This window comes from Streptomyces sp. A0958 (assembly GCF_004795035.1).
GTDB lineage: Bacteria > Actinomycetota > Actinomycetes > Streptomycetales > Streptomycetaceae > Streptomyces.
In genome coordinates, this window is record NZ_SSBK01000015.1 from 107,296 (window position 1) to 123,058 (window position 15,763).

The 15,763-nt window shown below is 71.5% G+C and carries 12 protein-coding genes; 5 read left to right on the forward strand and 7 right to left on the reverse strand.

Annotation, left to right across the window (positions count from 1 at the left end; all coding sequences use genetic code 11):
* Positions 1-112 precede the first annotated feature (112 nt).
* Positions 113-1,144: a glycosyltransferase family 2 protein gene (locus E6P78_RS17440; RefSeq protein WP_136204508.1), complete on the forward strand. Its 1,032-nt coding sequence runs from the start codon at positions 113-115 to the stop codon at positions 1,142-1,144.
* Between the two features lie 65 nt (positions 1,145-1,209).
* Here the strand turns inward: E6P78_RS17440 and E6P78_RS17445 are convergent, their stop codons facing one another.
* The 4 genes from E6P78_RS17445 to E6P78_RS17460 all read right to left on the reverse strand — a co-directional run bounded on the left by E6P78_RS17445 (position 1,210) and on the right by E6P78_RS17460 (position 7,344).
* Positions 1,210-2,688, reverse strand: coding sequence for an LCP family protein (locus tag E6P78_RS17445; protein ID WP_136204509.1), 1,479 nt, complete (start codon positions 2,686-2,688; stop codon positions 1,210-1,212).
* 246 nt (positions 2,689-2,934) lie between these two features.
* The gene (locus E6P78_RS17450) at positions 2,935-4,668 is read right to left on the reverse strand and encodes an LCP family protein (RefSeq protein ID WP_136204510.1); all 1,734 of its coding nucleotides are present in this window, start codon (positions 4,666-4,668) and stop codon (positions 2,935-2,937) included.
* 256 nt (positions 4,669-4,924) lie between these two features.
* The gene (locus tag E6P78_RS17455) at positions 4,925-6,373 is read right to left on the reverse strand and encodes an LCP family protein (protein WP_136204511.1); all 1,449 of its coding nucleotides are present in this window, start codon (positions 6,371-6,373) and stop codon (positions 4,925-4,927) included.
* A gap of 221 nt (positions 6,374-6,594) precedes the next feature.
* Entirely contained in the window at positions 6,595-7,344 is a 750-nt protein-coding gene (locus tag E6P78_RS17460; protein ID WP_136204512.1) for a TIGR03089 family protein, read from the reverse strand.
* A gap of 138 nt (positions 7,345-7,482) precedes the next feature.
* Between E6P78_RS17460 and E6P78_RS17465 the strand changes: the two genes are divergently transcribed.
* The 3 genes from E6P78_RS17465 (at position 7,483) to E6P78_RS17475 (ending at position 11,138) form a co-directional block, all read left to right on the forward strand.
* Positions 7,483-8,802 carry a peptidoglycan recognition protein gene (locus E6P78_RS17465; RefSeq protein WP_136204513.1) on the forward strand — a complete coding sequence of 440 codons (1,320 nt, stop codon included), beginning with the start codon at positions 7,483-7,485 and terminating at the stop codon, positions 8,800-8,802.
* Positions 8,803-8,935: 133 nt separating this feature from the next.
* Positions 8,936-10,027 (forward strand): NDP-sugar synthase, encoded by a 1,092-nt coding sequence (locus E6P78_RS17470; protein ID WP_136204514.1) that lies wholly within the window; start codon positions 8,936-8,938, stop codon positions 10,025-10,027.
* A 127-nt stretch (positions 10,028-10,154) separates the two neighbouring features.
* A complete protein-coding gene (locus E6P78_RS17475) occupies positions 10,155-11,138 on the forward strand; it encodes a DNA-3-methyladenine glycosylase (protein WP_136204515.1) in 984 nt (327 codons plus the stop codon).
* A 463-nt stretch (positions 11,139-11,601) separates the two neighbouring features.
* On the opposite strand, the gene E6P78_RS17480 is transcribed toward E6P78_RS17475, so the two are convergent.
* The 3 genes from E6P78_RS17480 to E6P78_RS17490 form a co-directional block, all read right to left on the reverse strand.
* Positions 11,602-12,909, reverse strand: coding sequence for a coenzyme F420-0:L-glutamate ligase (locus tag E6P78_RS17480; protein ID WP_136204516.1), 1,308 nt, complete (start codon positions 12,907-12,909; stop codon positions 11,602-11,604).
* Positions 12,906-13,862: a 2-phospho-L-lactate transferase gene (cofD, locus tag E6P78_RS17485; RefSeq protein WP_136204517.1), complete on the reverse strand. Its 957-nt coding sequence runs from the start codon at positions 13,860-13,862 to the stop codon at positions 12,906-12,908. The genes E6P78_RS17480 and cofD overlap by 4 nt, the downstream gene beginning before the upstream one ends.
* A 200-nt stretch (positions 13,863-14,062) precedes the next feature.
* Positions 14,063-14,593 (reverse strand): cysteine dioxygenase family protein, encoded by a 531-nt coding sequence (locus tag E6P78_RS17490; RefSeq protein WP_136204518.1) that lies wholly within the window; start codon positions 14,591-14,593, stop codon positions 14,063-14,065.
* Positions 14,594-15,311: 718 nt separating this feature from the next.
* Here E6P78_RS17490 and E6P78_RS17495 point away from each other — a divergent pair.
* On the forward strand, positions 15,312-15,575 hold the full coding sequence (locus E6P78_RS17495; RefSeq protein WP_003968728.1) for a WhiB family transcriptional regulator: 264 nt from the start codon (positions 15,312-15,314) through the stop codon (positions 15,573-15,575).
* The last annotated feature ends 188 nt before the right edge of the window (positions 15,576-15,763 follow it).

Genomic DNA, 15,763 nt, shown 5'->3' on the forward strand with positions numbered 1-15,763 from the left:
GCCACCCGGCGGCGCGCACCGCTGTCCCCCATTCGCGGTAACGTGGCGGCCGAATACCGCCGCCTGGTGGGGTGCGAACCCCCGGCGCCCCCGAGGACCCCCCGAGGACCACATGTCTGCCGCGCAGCCTCCCGCCGTCTCCGTGATCATGCCGGTGCTCAACGAGGAGCGCCATCTCCGGAACTCCGTCCGCCACATCCTGGAGCAGGAGTACGCGGGCGAGATGGAGGTGGTGATCGCGCTCGGCCCGTCCACGGACCGTACGGACGAGATCGCCGCCGAACTGGTCGCGGAGGACCCCCGGGTCCACACCGTGCCGAACCCCACCGGCCGCACCCCCGCCGCACTCAACGCGGCGATCAAGGCATCCAGCCACCCCATCGTCGTACGCGTCGACGGCCACGGCATGCTCTCGCCGAACTACATCGCGACCGCCGTCCGGCTCCTGGAGGAGACGGGCGCGCAGAACGTCGGCGGCATCATGCACGCCGAGGGCGAGAACGCCTGGGAGGACGCCGTCGCCGCGGCCATGACGTCCAAGATCGGCGTCGGCAACGCGGCCTTCCACACCGGCGGCCAGGCGGGCCCCGCCGAGACCGTGTACCTGGGCGTCTTCCGCCGGGAGGCGCTGGAGAAGGCCGACGGGTACAACGTCGAGTTCATCCGCGCCCAGGACTGGGAGCTGAACTTCCGCATCCGCGAGGCCGGCGGCCTGATCTGGTTCTCGCCCGAGCTGCGCGTCCAGTACCGCCCCCGCCCCTCCGTCCGGGCGCTCGCCAAGCAGTACAAGGACTACGGCCGCTGGCGCCACGTCGTCGCCCGCTACCACTCCGGCTCCATCAACCTGCGCTACCTCGCGCCCCCGACCGCCGTGGTCGCCATCGCGGCCGGCCTCGTGGTGGGCGCCGCGGTCACCCCGTGGGCCCTGATCGTCCCGGGCGGCTATGTCGCGGCGATCGTCGCCGGGTCACTCCCGGCGGGCAAGGGCCTGTCGCTGAAGGCCCGGGCGCAGATCCCGGTGGCGCTGGCGACCATGCACATGTCGTGGGGGTACGGCTTCCTGACGAGCCCGCGCTCGCTGGCCAGGAAGGTCATCGCGAGCCGCCGCCCGGCGGTCACCGAGCCGGGTACGCCGGTGGCCTGACCCGGACACGACGAAGAGGGGGCGCCCGGCCGGACCGGGCGCCCCCTCTCGCGTACCTGAGACGCCTACGGCGTGCGGTACGGCCAGTACACGTCCATGCAGTCGTCCGTCTTGGCGCCGTTGACGGACTCGGTGCCCTCCAGCGGGTCGCTGTCGTCGTCGACGGTCTTCGGCGCCTCGGCGCCCGTACGCCAGTCGGAGCCGACCGTGAGCGTCAGCCCGGCCCCGCTCGGGGTCTCCTTGACGGCGCTCGTCGGCAGCGACAGCGCCTTGGCCACGGACAGGGCGTCCGACTTGCCCTGGGCCCCGGCGCTGTGCGGGTACGTCACCTCGGTCGTCAGCGCGGACCCCGGGTCGGACGTGGTGTCCGCCTCGGTGAAGCCCTTGTCCTTCAGCAGGTCCCGGACCGCGGCCGCACGGCCCTCGGTAGGCGCCCGGCCGTCGGCGCCGGTGCCGTTGACCACGGTGATCCCGATCGACGCCGGAGCACCGGCCTCCGGTCCCGCCGCCGCCTTCTTCTTCGCCTTGGCACGGTCCTTGGGGTCGAGCGACTGGTCCTCGCGCAGCATCGCCCACAGCCTGTCGGCGGCGCCGGGCTTCGGCAGGACGTGGGCGTCGGGGTCCTCGGGGTCGGGAATCCGGGGCATCGTCAGCATGTTCATCTTGTCCAGCGGCAGGTTCTTGAGCTGCATGCCGAGGTCGAACAGCTTCTTGACCGTGCCGATCTCCTGCGAGACCTGGAGCGACTTGGTCGCGGTCTCGGCGAGGTTCATCAGCTTGCCCGTGTCGGTGAAGGCGTTCTGGCTCTTCAGCTCGCGCAGCACGGAGTTCAGGTACATGTGCTGGGCCTTGGACCGGCCGATGTCGCTCTCGAAGGCGTGCCGGGTGCGCAACCACTTCAGCGCCTGCTCGCCCTTGATCTTGTGCCGGCCCGCCTTCATCCGCAGGTACGAGCCGCCGGGCACCTTGGGCTTCGGCAGGTCGTAGACGTCCTGCTTCACACAGACCTCGGCGCCGCCCACGGCGTCCGCCATGGCCACCACACCGGCGAAGTCGACCATCATCCAGTGGTCGATGTAGACCTTGGTGAGCTGTTCCCAGGTGTCCAGGGTGCAGCCGGGACCGCCGCGCAGCGACTCGTTGATGATGCCGTTGCTGGCCGGGTACTTCTCGTGGGTGTCCGGGTTCTCGCAGGCGGGTATGTCCACGCGGGTGTCCCGGGGGATGCTGACGACCGAGGCGTTCTTCCGGTCGGCCGACACGTGCAGCAGCATCTGCACATCGGCGAGCGGGGTGGCGCCTACGCTGTCCCGCGCTCCGCCGAGCTTGAGGTTCTCCTTGCTGTTACGGCTGTCGGAGCCGATCAGCAGGATGTTCAGCGGGGTCTGGCCCTCGGCGTTCGGGGTGGCCTTCTTCGCCCCGCTGTTGCCCGCACTCCGCTCACCCTTGCGGAGGTTGCTGTTCAGGTGCTGATACCAGAGGTAACCGGCCGTGCCGGTCCCGAGTATGAGGAAGGCGACGGAGAAGGCCAGCCAGCGCAGCACACGGTGCTTCTTCTTCGGTTTTCGGCGCCCGCCCCGGTTCCCGGCGCGATGCCCGCCCCCGGAGCTGCGCCCCCCGCCCTTGCCGGCGACGACGGCGGTCGCACCGGCGCCGTCCGTGTCCTGGTGGCGTTCCCCGGCTCCGCGGGCGTGCGGGGGCCGCGGTCGGGTCCCCTCCCCAGGCGTGCTGCTCCGTCCCACCGGGACCCCCTGCTGTTCAGACTCGCGGTATCGCGCGGTGACCCGGTGTCACTTGGCGCACTCTGCCTTGTCGGCGCTGGCCTTCGGGATGTCGATCTTCGTCGGCCCGGTGATCGGGGTACCCGCCGCCTTGAAGTCCGCGCCCAGTGTCAGCACCATCGCCTGAAGTCCCTCGGCGTCGGCCGTGCCCGGCTTCATCGCGGACCCGGGCAGCCCCATCATCTCGGCGAGGGCGCGGGCCTGGTCCGCCTGGTTCGGGGCGTACTCCAGCGTCGTCTTGGCGATCTTCTTCGGCGCGTTGGCCTTGTTCGTGGACTTCAGGACGCCCTTGGTGTTCTGAAGCCAGGTGACGGTCTGCTGGGCGCCGCCGGCGATCTGGCCTCCGTTGTACACATCGACCCGGACGTCGCCCGCCGCGGCCTTGGTTCCCTTCAGGAGTGCGTCCTGCTTGCTCTTGGCCTTCTTCTTCTGCGCGGCCACCTCGGTCAGCGAGGTGTCGTCGCGCATCATCGAGAACAGCTGCTCCGCCTGCGTGGGGTGCGCGACCACGGTGGCGTGCTTGACCTCTTCCGGGTTGTCTATCACCGGCATCGTGACGAACGTGATGTTCTTCGTGTCGATCTTGCTGAGTTCCTGGGCGAGCGAACTGAGCTTCTTCACCGTGCCGATGGCCGAGTCGACCGTCAGCGCCTTGGTCGCCGCGTCCGCGAGCTTGTACAGCTTCGTCGGGCTGGTCAGGGTGTCGTCGGACTTCATCTGCCGGATCATCGAGCCGATGAACTGCTGCTGGACCTTGATCCGGTCCAGGTCGCTCTGATTGCCGAAGCTGTGCCGGGTCCGTACGAACGCCAGCGCCTGTTCACCCTGGATCTTGTGCTTGCCCGCCGGGAGGTCGAGGTGGGAGTCCTTGTCCTTGACCGGCTTCGCGAGGCAGACCTCGACGCCGCCGACCGCCGTGGTCAGCTCCTTGACGGCGTTGAAGTCGACCATCATGAAGTGGTCGACGGTCAGGCCGGTCAGCTCCTTGACGGTGTCCATCGTGCAGCCCGGATCGCGGCCGTCCTGGCCGAGGCTGGTGTTGAACCGGATGTGCGTCGTGCCCGGGATGACCTTCTCCGAGCCGTCCTCCTGCTTGGTCCTGCACTCCGGGATGTCGGTGATGAGGTCGCGCGGGATGCTCAGCGCGGTGGCGTTGGTGCGGTCCTCGGACACGTGGAAGAGGATGTTGGTGTCGGCGTGGCCGACGCTGCCCTTGTCGCCGTAGCCCTCGTTGCCCTTACCGGTGCGCTTGTCCGTACCGATGATCAATATGTTGAGCGGGGCGTTGGCGGTGATGACGTCCTTGTTGCCGCGGTCGCCGATGTCCACGGTGCTCAGGTTGCCGTTGAAGTGCTGGTACAGCCAGTAGCCACCGGCCGAGACGCCGACGAGCAGGAACGCCATCACGCCGCCCGTCCAGACCAGCGCCTTCTTGCCGCGCGACTTGGGCGCCTTGCGCTTGCGGCGGCCGGGGCCGGCGTCCTTGGGGGCCGTACGCTCCTGGCCGCGCTGACCGCCCGCCGACCGGCGCCCACCCTGGCGCGGGACCTCGGCGCTGCGGCGCGGGGAGTCGTCCGCCGGGCCCCGGCGCTCGCCGCCGTCACGAGAAGCGCCCGTGCGCCCGGGGCCGCGCTGGGCCGGAGGCGTCGTGGAGCGGGGGGAATTCCCTCCGGAATGGTTCAGTCGCAGTTCGTAGTCGCCGGTGTCCGGGTTGAGTACCCACTGGTCTGCGGGATCATCCATGTCTTCCGCCCGCCCACGGCTTTGCGCATCCACGGTTGCTTGAGTCCTCCGTCGGTGCCACGCGAGGCGCCTCCCCCGAAAAGGCGCTCAGTCTTTCGCTCCAGAAGTGCGCGGCCGGGTGGCCGGAAGCACCGGATCGCGTCACACTATCCGTCCCATTCGGCGTCCAGCGACGCGCGTGACACATTCCACGGCCCTTACAACCGGGCATTCTGCCCATTGCACGCCGAACGTTGGTGTCTGTTTGGCCATTGCTTTACTGCTTGCACAGGTCGGTTGCCGCATTGTTCCCCGAATAGGTGGGTGTGGGAGACGGCCCCGAGGCGTCGGTGGAGCCCGCGCTCTTGCCGTCGTCGTCCTTGCCGTCGTCGCTCCGGCCGTCTTCCTTCTTGTCGCCGTCCTTCTTCACCTCGTCGGAGGGCACCACCGCGACCGGCTTGTCGTCACGCAGCTGCTTGAAGAGCTTGTCCGCGTCGGGCTGTACCAGTTCGTCCCGGTTCGCGTTGAGGTGGTACGGCTGCCGGGGGACCGTCAGGAACTGGACCTTGTCGGTGGGGACGTCACGCATGCCCCGCACCAGGTCGTAGAGGTCCTTCAGGCTGGCCAGCCCCGGGTCGGTGGTCAGCGCCTTGGTGGCCGCGTCCAGCACCGGGTAGAGCCGCGTCGGGTTGAGGAGGACGCCGTTGCTCTGCACCTTGTTGACCAGCGCGCCCAGGAACTGCTGCTGGCGGTCCATGCGGTCGGTGTCGCTGCCGTTGCCGAGCGACTTGCGGGCCCGTACGTAGCCGAGTGCCTGCTCGCCGTTGAGCTTGTGGCGGCCGGCCGGGAGCTTGAGGTGGGCGTCGCTGTCGTCGATCGGCTCCTTGAGGCAGATGTCGACCCCGTCCACCGCGTTGACCATGTCCTTGAAGCCGTTGAAGTCGACGACCATGTGGTGGTCGATGCGGATGCCCGTCATCGTCTCGACGGTCCGGACGGTGCAGGCGGTCCCGCCCATCTCGAAGGCCCAGTTGAACTGGGCGAACTGCGGCTTGCTCGCCGTCTTGTCCGCCTTGTGGCAGGCCGGGATGTCCACCATCAGGTCGCGCGGGATCGACATGGCGGTGGCGCTCTTACGGTTCGCCGCCAGGTGCAGCAGGATCGTGGTGTCCGAGCGCTGGCTGCCGCCGTCGTCGCGGCCGTACTCGCGGTTGTCGCCGGCCCGGCTGTCCGAGCCGATGAGCAGGATGTTCTCCGCGTCGTGGACGACGGAGACGGGCCGCTCCTTCTCGTACGCCTTCAACTCGGCCGCCGCCGAGGTGTCCGTCCGGATGTTGCCGTCGAGCTTCTTGTACAGCCACCAGCCGGCGCCCGCCGCGACGAGCACCACGAACGAGGCGCCGAGCGCGGTCCAACGCAGCCAGTGCCGCTTGCGCTTGACGGTGATGTCGAGGGCCGCGCCCCCGCCCTCCGGCTCCGGCCCCGACCCGCTGCCCGACCCGCTGCGCGTCTCACCGCCGGGCGCAGCCTGCTCGGCGGGCTCGCTTCCGGGTGGCGGCGCGTCCGGTGTCTCACCACCGGGCGCGTCCTGCGACTCACCGTCCGCCGCGTCCTGCGGCGCAGCCTGCTCGGCGGGCTCGCTTCCGGGTGGCGGCGCGTCCGGTGTCCGGTCCTCGCCCGCGGCCGAGTCGTCGGGGTCGCCCGGAGTGCCGGCGCTTTCGGTCACGTCTGCGTCCATCCTTCACGTTCGGCGGCGCGCTGGGCCGCCGGTCGCAGAAGTAGACGGCTGAACCTCACGCTTGGTTGTGCCCAGGGCAGACCCTTGGGTGGTCGGTACCGCAGATCATGTACCGGAGTTGAGCGCCAGAGCGGGGGGCTCGGCCCATGATGGGCCGGACGGGTGCCCCTCGGGGGGTTGTCCCGCCGGGTACGAGGGGCACCTCGCCGTCACACCGTCAGCGTGACCCGCTCGCTCTCCACCCGCTGGGCCAGCGCGTCCGCGCCTAGCTGGTCGAGGTGGCGGCACAGGACCACGGAGCCCCCGGTCGCCAGCGGCGCGTACAGCCCGGCGCTGAGGCCGTCCCAGCTGTCGTACGTACGCCCCGACAGCAGCCGCGACCCCTCGCCCAGGCCCAGCGCGGCACCGTCCTCGCGACCCCGCGCCACCAGCTCCGCCGCCGTGAACCCGGCGCCGCCCACCGTCAGGGCCGGCGCGTCCGGGTCCACCGGCGCGAACGGCGCGAACCGGTCGCCCTGCCCCGGCACCTCCACGGCGTAGTCCGCGAAGCCCTCGGGCGCCTGCGGGAACCGCCCGCCCAACGGGCGCAGCGCCAGGGCGATCCGCTCGCCCCGGCAGGCCCGCGCCGCGTCCAGCGAGTCCGGTCCGGCGACGACGAGGTCGGCGGCGGCCGGATCGCCCTGCACGTCGGCCACGACCCCGACCGAGGCACAGGCCAGCAGCCAGACCGCGGACTGCCAGTGCGCGGGGAGCAGCAGTGCGAGCCGGTCCCCGGGCTCCGCCGCCAGGTCGCCCTGGAGCAGGTTGGCGGTCTTGGCCACCCAATTGGCGAAGGTGGCCACCGACAGTTCGACGCGTTCTCCGGTGGCGTCGTCGTAGAAGGTGACCATGGGGCGGGCCGGGTCCGCGGCGAGCGCGGAACGCAGCAGGTCGGCAGGGGTGCGGTCGCTGGCGTTCATGTGCGGAAGGGTACGCGGCGGTGGCGGAGGGGCCCAGATGCGGCGGCTGCCGCGTACACCGGTTCGGCAGACGGTCCGTCAACGACCCGGCACAATCCGGGTAGCCGGAGTTGTCCGGTTATGCCAAGGATCATATGTATGCGTGCCTTCACTGCATCCGCCATTGGTGTCACCTGCACGGCAGCGCTCGTCCTGCCGCTCGCCGCGCCCGCGGGCGCCGCCCCCGACACCCCTGCCCATCAAACCTCGGCGGGCTCCGAGTCCGCCGAGGCCTCCGAACCCGCCGACCTGCCCGGTTCGACGCAGTCCCTGCCCCTGGACCCCCCGACCACGCCCTCCGCGCGCGCCACCGGCGCACCCGCCGGGGAGCAGGGCCTGACAGGGCGCACGGTCCACCCGTTCTCCATGGTCGGCGTCGTCTGGGACGACGTGGACGCCGAACTCCACGGCACCGCCCAGGTCCGCACCCGCGCCACCGGCACCCACCGCTGGTCCGGCTGGCAGGACCTGGGGACGCACAACGCCGAGCACGCCCCCGACCCCGGCACCCCCGAACGCGCGTCGGGCGCCGTCAAGGGCTCCACCGCCCCGCTCTGGGTCGGCGACAGCGACGGCGTCGAGGTCCGCGTCCGCCCCGAGGCCCCGGGCACCCGCGACGCCTCCGCCACCCCCGTACCGCTGCCCGCCGGGCTGCACCTCGAACTCGTCGACCCCGGGAAGGACCCGCAGGACGCCCCCGCCACCGGCGCGGCCGGCGCGGACCGGGCCGCCCAGCGGGAGGCCGCCGTGCTCCCCGCCCTGAGCAGGTCCGAGACCGAGGCCGCCGCCGGGCTCGCGCCCGCCGCCAAGCCGTACATCGGGGCGCGCCCGAGCATCGTCACCCGCGAGGGCTGGGGCGCCGACGAGAAACTGCGCGAGAAGGCGTTCGCGTACACCTCGACCGTCAAGGCCGCCTTCGTCCACCACAGTGCCACCGGCAACAACTACACCTGCTCCCAGGCGCCCTCGGTGATCCGCGGCATCTACCGCTACCACGTCAAGAGCAACGGCTGGCGCGACATCGGCTACAACTTCATGGTCGACAAGTGCGGAAACATCTACGAGGGCCGGGCCGGTGGCGTGACCAAGGCGGTCATGGGCGCCCACACCCTCGGCTTCAACACCAACACCATGGGCATCGCCGTCCTCGGCACCTTCAGCAGCTCCAACCCGCCCGCCGCCGCCGTCACCGCCGTCTCCAAGCTCACCGCCTGGAAGCTCGGCCTGTTCGGCGCCGACCCGAAGGGCAAGGTGACCCTGGTCTCGGGCGGCAGCAACAAGTACAAGAAGGGTGCGAAGGTCAAGCTCAACGTCATCTCGGGCCACCGGGACGGATTCGCAACCGAATGCCCCGGAGCGCGTCTTTACAAGGAGCTCGGGACGGCCCGGACCACATCGGCCCGTCTGCAGGGCCGTTGACACGCGGGCGCCGGGTGGCCGCCGCCCGGCGCGCCCGGGCCTGAGGGCTGCTGGCCGAAGGCGCCGCCTGCGGTCTGCATACACTGGCCGACCGTAACGAGGCCCGGCCCCAGCAGGAAGCGAAGACAGTGCTGTGACAGAGGCAAAAGAAGCGATCCTCCTGGTCGGCGGCAAGGGGACCCGGCTGCGCCCGCTCACGGTGCACACGCCCAAACCCATGGTTCCGGCGGCGGGCGTCCCCTTCCTCACGCACCAGCTGGCGCGCGCCCGGGCCGCCGGGGTCGAGCACATCGTCCTCGCCACCTCGTACCTGGCCGAGGTCTTCGAGCCGTACTTCGGTGACGGTTCCTCAGTCGGTCTGCACATCGAGTACGTCACCGAGCGCGAACCGCTCGGCACCGGCGGCGCCATCCGCAACGTCGCCCACCGGCTGGCGTCCGGCCCGGACGAACCGGTTCTCATCTTCAACGGCGACATCCTCACCGGACTCGACATCCGGGCCCTGGTCACCTCGCACGCCGACTCCGGCGCCGACGTCTCCCTCCACCTGACCCGGGTCGAGGACCCGCGCGCCTTCGGCCTCGTGCCCACCGACGACACCGGCCGCGTCACCGCCTTCCTGGAGAAGCCGCAGACGCCCGAGGAGATCGTCACCGACCAGATCAACGCCGGCGCGTACATCTTCCGCCGCTCGGTCATCGACACCATCCCGGCCGGCCGCCCGGTCTCCGTCGAGCGCGAGACCTTCCCCGGCCTCCTCGCCGACGGTGCCCACCTCCAGGGCATGGTCGACTCCACGTACTGGCTGGATCTGGGCACCCCGCAGGCCTTCATACGGGGCTCCGCCGACCTCGTCCTCGGCCGCGCCCCCTCCCCGGCCGTCCCGGGCCGCTGCGGCGACCGCCTCGTCCTGCCCACCGCCTCCGTCGCCTCCGACGCCAAGCTCTCCGGCGGCACGGTCATCGGCGCCGACGCCGTGATCGGCGCGGGCGCCCGGATCGACGGCTCCACCGTGCTCGCGGGCGCGACCGTGGAACCCGGCGCCGTGATCACGGACTCCCTGGTCGGGGCGGGCGCCCGGATCGGCAGCCGTACGGTGCTGGCCGGCGCGGTCGTGGGCGACGGCGCCGAGGTGGGCGCCGACAACGAACTGCGCGAGGGCGTACGCGTCTGGTGCGGGGCGCGCCTGCCGGACGCCTCGGTGCGGTTCTCCTCGGACGAGTGACCGGAGCGGTCACCCCTTCCCGTACGGGCAGGAGTGACCGGAATGGCCGCTCTCGCCCGTATGGGACCGAGTGGCCGAAAACAGCCGTACCCTCGACAGGCACCCCCGACAACCGAGGACCTCACCCGTGGCAGGACGATTCGCTCCCCGCAATGCCCGGCGCGCGCCCGTCCCGCACCAGGCGGCGGCCACGCCCGCGCCGGCGGCGCTGACCCGCGTCTGGACCCCGCCGGGCCCGCTCGACCTGCGGCTCGTCCTCGGCCCGCTGCGCCGGGGCCCGGCCGACCCCACGTTCCGGATGTCCGCCGACGGCTCCGTGCGCCGGGCCAGCCGCACACCGGCCGGCCCCGGCATGCTCCACGTCGTCGCCCGCGAGGGCCGCATCGAGGCGGCGGCCTGGGGGCCGGGCGCGTCCTGGCTGCTGGACCAGCTGCCCACCCTGCTCGGCGAGGGCGACGACCCGGCGGCCTTCACCCCGCGCCACCGCCTGCTCGCCGTGACCCAGCACCGCCGCCCGGGGCTGCGGCTGCTGCGCACCGGCCTGGTGCTGGAGTCGCTGATCCCGTCGATCCTGGAGCAGAAGGTCACGACGGACGAGGCGTACCGCGCCTGGCGTCTCCTGGTGCGCAGGTACGGGGAACCGGCGCCCGGCCCGCAGGAGTACGGCCTCTACGTCATGCCGGACGCCCGCACCTGGTCGCTGATCCCGTCCTGGGAGTGGCACCGCGCGGGCGTCGACAGCAAGCGCTCGGCGACGATCCTGCGCGCGGTGCGGGTGGCCCGCCGCATGGAGGAGGCGGCCGCGATGGACCTGCCCGACGCGCTGACCCGCCTCCAGGCGATCCCGGGCATCGGCCCCTGGACGGCGGCGGAGACCCTGCAACGCTCGAACGGCGCGGCGGACGCGGTGACGGTCGGCGACTTCCACCTGCCCGGCATCGTCGGCCACGCCCTGGCGGGCAACCGCAACGCCGACGACGAGGAGATGCTCGCCCTCCTGACCCCGTACGAGGGCCAACGCCACCGGGCCACCCGCCTCATCCTTCTCTCGGGCGCAACCCCACCCCGCAGAGCGCCCCGCTTCCAACCACGGGACATCGCCCGGCTGTAGCCGAACCAAGCCGGTGCGGGCCACATTCAAGCCCGCGCGGCGGCACGTCCAAGCGCGTGTGCGCCACATTCGAGCCCGTGCGGTGGCACGTCCAAGCGCGTGTGCGCCACATTCGAGCCCGTGCGGTGGCAGGGTCAAGCCCGTCTCTTCAGCGACGGCCTGGCGGCACATTCAAGCCCGTCTCTTCGACGACGGGCTGGCGGCACATTCAAGCCCGTCTCTTCGACGACGGGCTGGCGGCACATTCAAGCCCGTCTCTTCGACGACGGCCTGGCGGCACATTCAAGCCCGTCTCTTCAGCGACGGACCGGCGGCACATTCAAGCCCGTCTCTTCAGCGACGGACCGGCGGCACATTCAAGCCCGTCTCTTCAGCGACGGACCGGCGGCACATCCAAGCCCGTCCGGCGATTGAGGACCGGGGTCCGGGGCAGAGCCCCGAAACGCCCCACCGCGCGCAGTCCTCACCTCACCGCGACAAAATCCTCCGCATCGCGAACCCCCCGCGCCGGAGGCGACCCGGCCGACCGCCCCACGGCCACCGCCCCCAACGGCTCCCAGGACTCCGGCAGCGACAACACCTCCCGCACCACATCCCGGCAGAACATCGTCGAGGACACCCACGCGGACCCCAGCCGCTCACCGGCCAGCGCCACCAGGAAGTTCTGGATACCGGCGCCGGCCGCGACGACGAACATCTCGCGCTCCGCGCCGTCCCGCCGCTCGTCCCCGTACGTGTGGGAGCCGTCCATCACCATGCACGGCACCACCAGATACGGCGCCCGGCGCAGCACATCGCCCCGCCGCACCCGCTTGGCGATCGACTCCTCGCTCTTGCCGTCGCGCCGCAGGTCCGCGACCCACGCGTCCCGCATCGCGTCGAGCAGCCGGGTCCGCGCCTCAGGGGACTCCAGCAGGACGAACCGCCACGGTGTCGTGTGGTGCGGGGCCGGCGCGGTCACCGCCGCGGCGACCGCACGCCGTACCGCCCCCGGGTCCACCGGATCGTCGGTGAACTCGCGCACCGTACGCCGCTGGGTCACCGCCTCCCGGACCGCCTCGGAGGTGCCGAGCCGGAACATGTCGTCGGCCGCGACCCGCACCATCGCCCGGGCGCCCTGCGCGTCCGCCGGGTCCACGACGTGGCCGAGGCCGCGCACCACCGCGACCGGGAGCCCGTCCGCCTTGCCCTTGACCAGGTCACCGGCGGCGGCCAGCTCGTCGGCGGTGGCCACCACGGTCGCGCTCAGCGGGTTGCCGTGCGCGTCGCTGCCGCCCCGCAGGTCGTCCAGCACCCGCACCCCGGCCGCGCCGATCGCGACATCGGTCAGCCCGTTGCGCCAGGGGCGGCCGAAGGTGTCCGTGACGACGACGCCGACCTCGACGCCGAGGGCCGCGCGCAGCCCTTCCCGGACCGTCCGGGCGGACGCGTCGGGGTCCTCGGGCAGCAGCAGGACCGTGCCGGCGGGGGTGTTCGACGCGTCGACCCCGGCGGCGGCCATGACCAGGCCCTGCCGGTTCTCGACGATGCGCAGCGGACCGCGCCGCGCCACCACCCGTACCGTCTCGGCGTCGATCGCAGCCTCCCGGTCGGTGGCCTCGACGATCCGGCCCTCCGCCTTGGAGACGATCTTCGAGGTGACGAGCAGCACGTCGCCGTCGGCGAGGCCGGGCTCGGTGGCCGCGATCAGCTTCGCGAGGTCGTCCCCGGCACGCACCTCGGGCATCCCGGGCAGGGCCCACACGCGGTAGGAGGGCGCGGTGGCGCTCATGCGCGTACCTCCTCGGCGAGGGCCAGCGCCTGCCGGGCCATCTCGGCGGTGGTGGCCACGTCGGTCATCATCAGCGGCACGGCGCGGCAGCGGATGCCCGCCGACTCCACCTCGTCCACGGCGCCCGCGTCGACGGTGTCGACCAGCCAGCCGTCGAGGAGCCCGGACCCGTAGTGCTGGGCGACCGCGGCCGCCGTCGACTCGACGCCCACGGCCGCGAGGACCTTGTCGGCCATCCCGCGCACCGGGGCGTCACCGACGATGGGGGAGAGGCCGACGACCGGCACCCCGGCCTCGGCGATGGCCTCGCGGATGCCGGGCACGGCGAGGATGGTCCCGACGGACACGACCGGGTTGGACGGCGGGAAGAGGATGACGTCGGCCCCGGCGATCGCCTCCAGGACGCCCGGCGCCGGCTTCGCCTGTTCCGCACCGACGGGCACGATCGCCCGGGCCGGCACGGAGGCCCGCAGCTTCACCCAGTACTCCTGGAAGTGCACGGCCCTGCTCTCGCCGTCCGCGTCGATCGCCACGTGCGTCTCGACGCGGTCGTCGGACATGGGCAGCAGCCGCACGCCAGGCTTCCAGCGTGCGCAGAGCGCCTCGGTGACGGCGCTGAGCGGGTAGCCCGCGCCGAGCATCTGCGTACGGACGATATGGGTGGCGAAGTCCCGGTCGCCGAGCCCGAACCACTCGGGGCCCACGCCGTACGCGGCGAGCTCCTCCTTGACGTGGAAGCTCTCGTCGGTACGGCCCCAGCCCTGCTCCTCGTTGATGCCACCGCCGAGGGTGTACATCACGGTGTCGAGGTCGGGGCAGACCTTGAGCCCGAACAGATGGATGTCGTCACCGGTGTTGCCGATGACCGTGATGTCCGCGTCGGGAGCGGCCTCCTTGAGGCCACGCAGGAAACGAGCACCACCGATACCGCCGGCCAGAACCACAATGCGCATGCAAACAGTCTGTCAGGCGAAGCCTGGTCCTTGTCGGGGTGGTGGTGGGCGACGGGTGGGACTGTCAGGCGAAGCCTGGTCCTTGTCGGGGTGGTGGTGGGCGACGGGTGGGACTGTCAGGCGAAGCCTGGTCCTTGTCGGGGTGGTGGTGGGCGACGGGTGGGAGTCCCAGGACATGGGCGGTGGCGGGCGCGGGCCGCTCAGACCGTGGCGGCCGCGGGGGCGCATTGGGCGGCGTGCATCGGCATGTCGGTCAGGCCCGGGTAGTAGACGTGGAGGCTGACGGCCGGTTCGAGGGAGGCGTTGACGACCTCGTGGATGTAGCCGGGGGCGAAGACGCGTTGGGCCCCGGCGCCCAGCGTCCGCTTCCCCCGGTCCGTACGCTCGGTCAGCTCGCCGTCCAGGACGGTCAGTACGCCGGAGGACGGGCCGTGGTCGTGCAGGCCGCTGCCCTGGCCGGGAACCCAGCTGAGCAGCCAGACCTCGTAACCGAGGGGGACCTCCCCTGCTCCGGCGGAGCCGAGAGCCTGGGGAACGGCGCGCAGGCGGTGGTACCAGCGGGTGGTGGCGTCGTAACGGACGAGCGGGGCCCACTGGGAGCGGTCGGCGGCGATGGAACGGGCGAGGCCGACGAATTCGGCCACGGTGACGGGGTGTTCGCGGGCGGGGCGCAGCAGGTGCTGGACTTCAAGGAGGTCGCCGGCGATCTGGAGGTCGCTGTCGCTGTTCATGGGTGCGGTGGTTCCTCGGCAGGGGTGCGAGTGGCGGTGCGGTGAGGCGTGTCGCGAGGACCTGGGACCGGTATCCGCGGAGCCGCGAAGGGGCGCGTGCGGGAGGGTCCGGGGGCCCGGGAGGAGAGGTGCCGAGCCGGAGCGCGGGGCTACGACGGCTTGGGCGGCGTCAGCAGCTGAGACAGCTGGAACAGCAACAGCGAGCCTGGACAGCGCTACGGAACCCACGGGCGCGGGTGGCGTGCATCGCTGAGGTCACTGGCATGACATCAAGGAGACCCGGAGAACCACCCACTGTCAACTCAATGCCCGATTTGGCGGCAATGCTTCACCACATCCGGTTACTCGGAGCGGAGAAAGGTTTGTGCGACGCCGAGCGGGGACAGGTGGCGCAGCAGTCGCGCCGCCAAACACGGGTGCGGCACCGTGACCCGAATGTGATCTTGGTCGCTTCAGTGATCGAATCGCAACGTGTCCGAACTCCCGGGAGTTTGTCTCCATGGGGGGTGAGGGCGCGAGAGAGCCCATGGCATATGTCAGGTTTTTGGTGATTTGAACACTTACCGCATACGCTTGGTTCCGCAGAGTGAATACCGGGGCCAATAGCAGATCTGGGCTTGACCCCCCAGAGCTACACACTTGTAATTTCACTCGTGTCGTTCGGCCGATCAGATAACGGCCGCATCACGGGGACGCAAGAGACGGACGAGGGGCGCACATGACCGAGCTGTTCCAGCAACTGCTGGTCGAGGACGCGGACGAGGAGCTCGGCTGGCAGGAGCGCGCGCTGTGCGCCCAGACCGACCCCGAGTCCTTCTTCCCCGAGAAGGGTGGATCGACCCGGGAGGCGAAGAAGGTCTGCCTCGCCTGTGAAGTCCGGTCCGAGTGCCTGGAGTACGCCCTTTCCAACGACGAGCGGTTCGGCATCTGGGGCGGCCTTTCCGAGCGTGAGCGCCGGCGCCTGAAGAAGGCCGCGATCTGACCCGCCGCAGGACGCCGCACCCGCGGTACGCACAGTAGGAGCCGCCCCCGAGGGGCGGCCGCCCCTCCGGCCCGGCCCACCCGCCACGGCCCGCCGCCTGCACCCCCCCCCGCAGGCGGCGGGCCGTTGCCGTGCGGGGCGGGAGCGCCACCGCCCCGGCCCGGGACCGGTGTCCGCGCGCCCTGCCG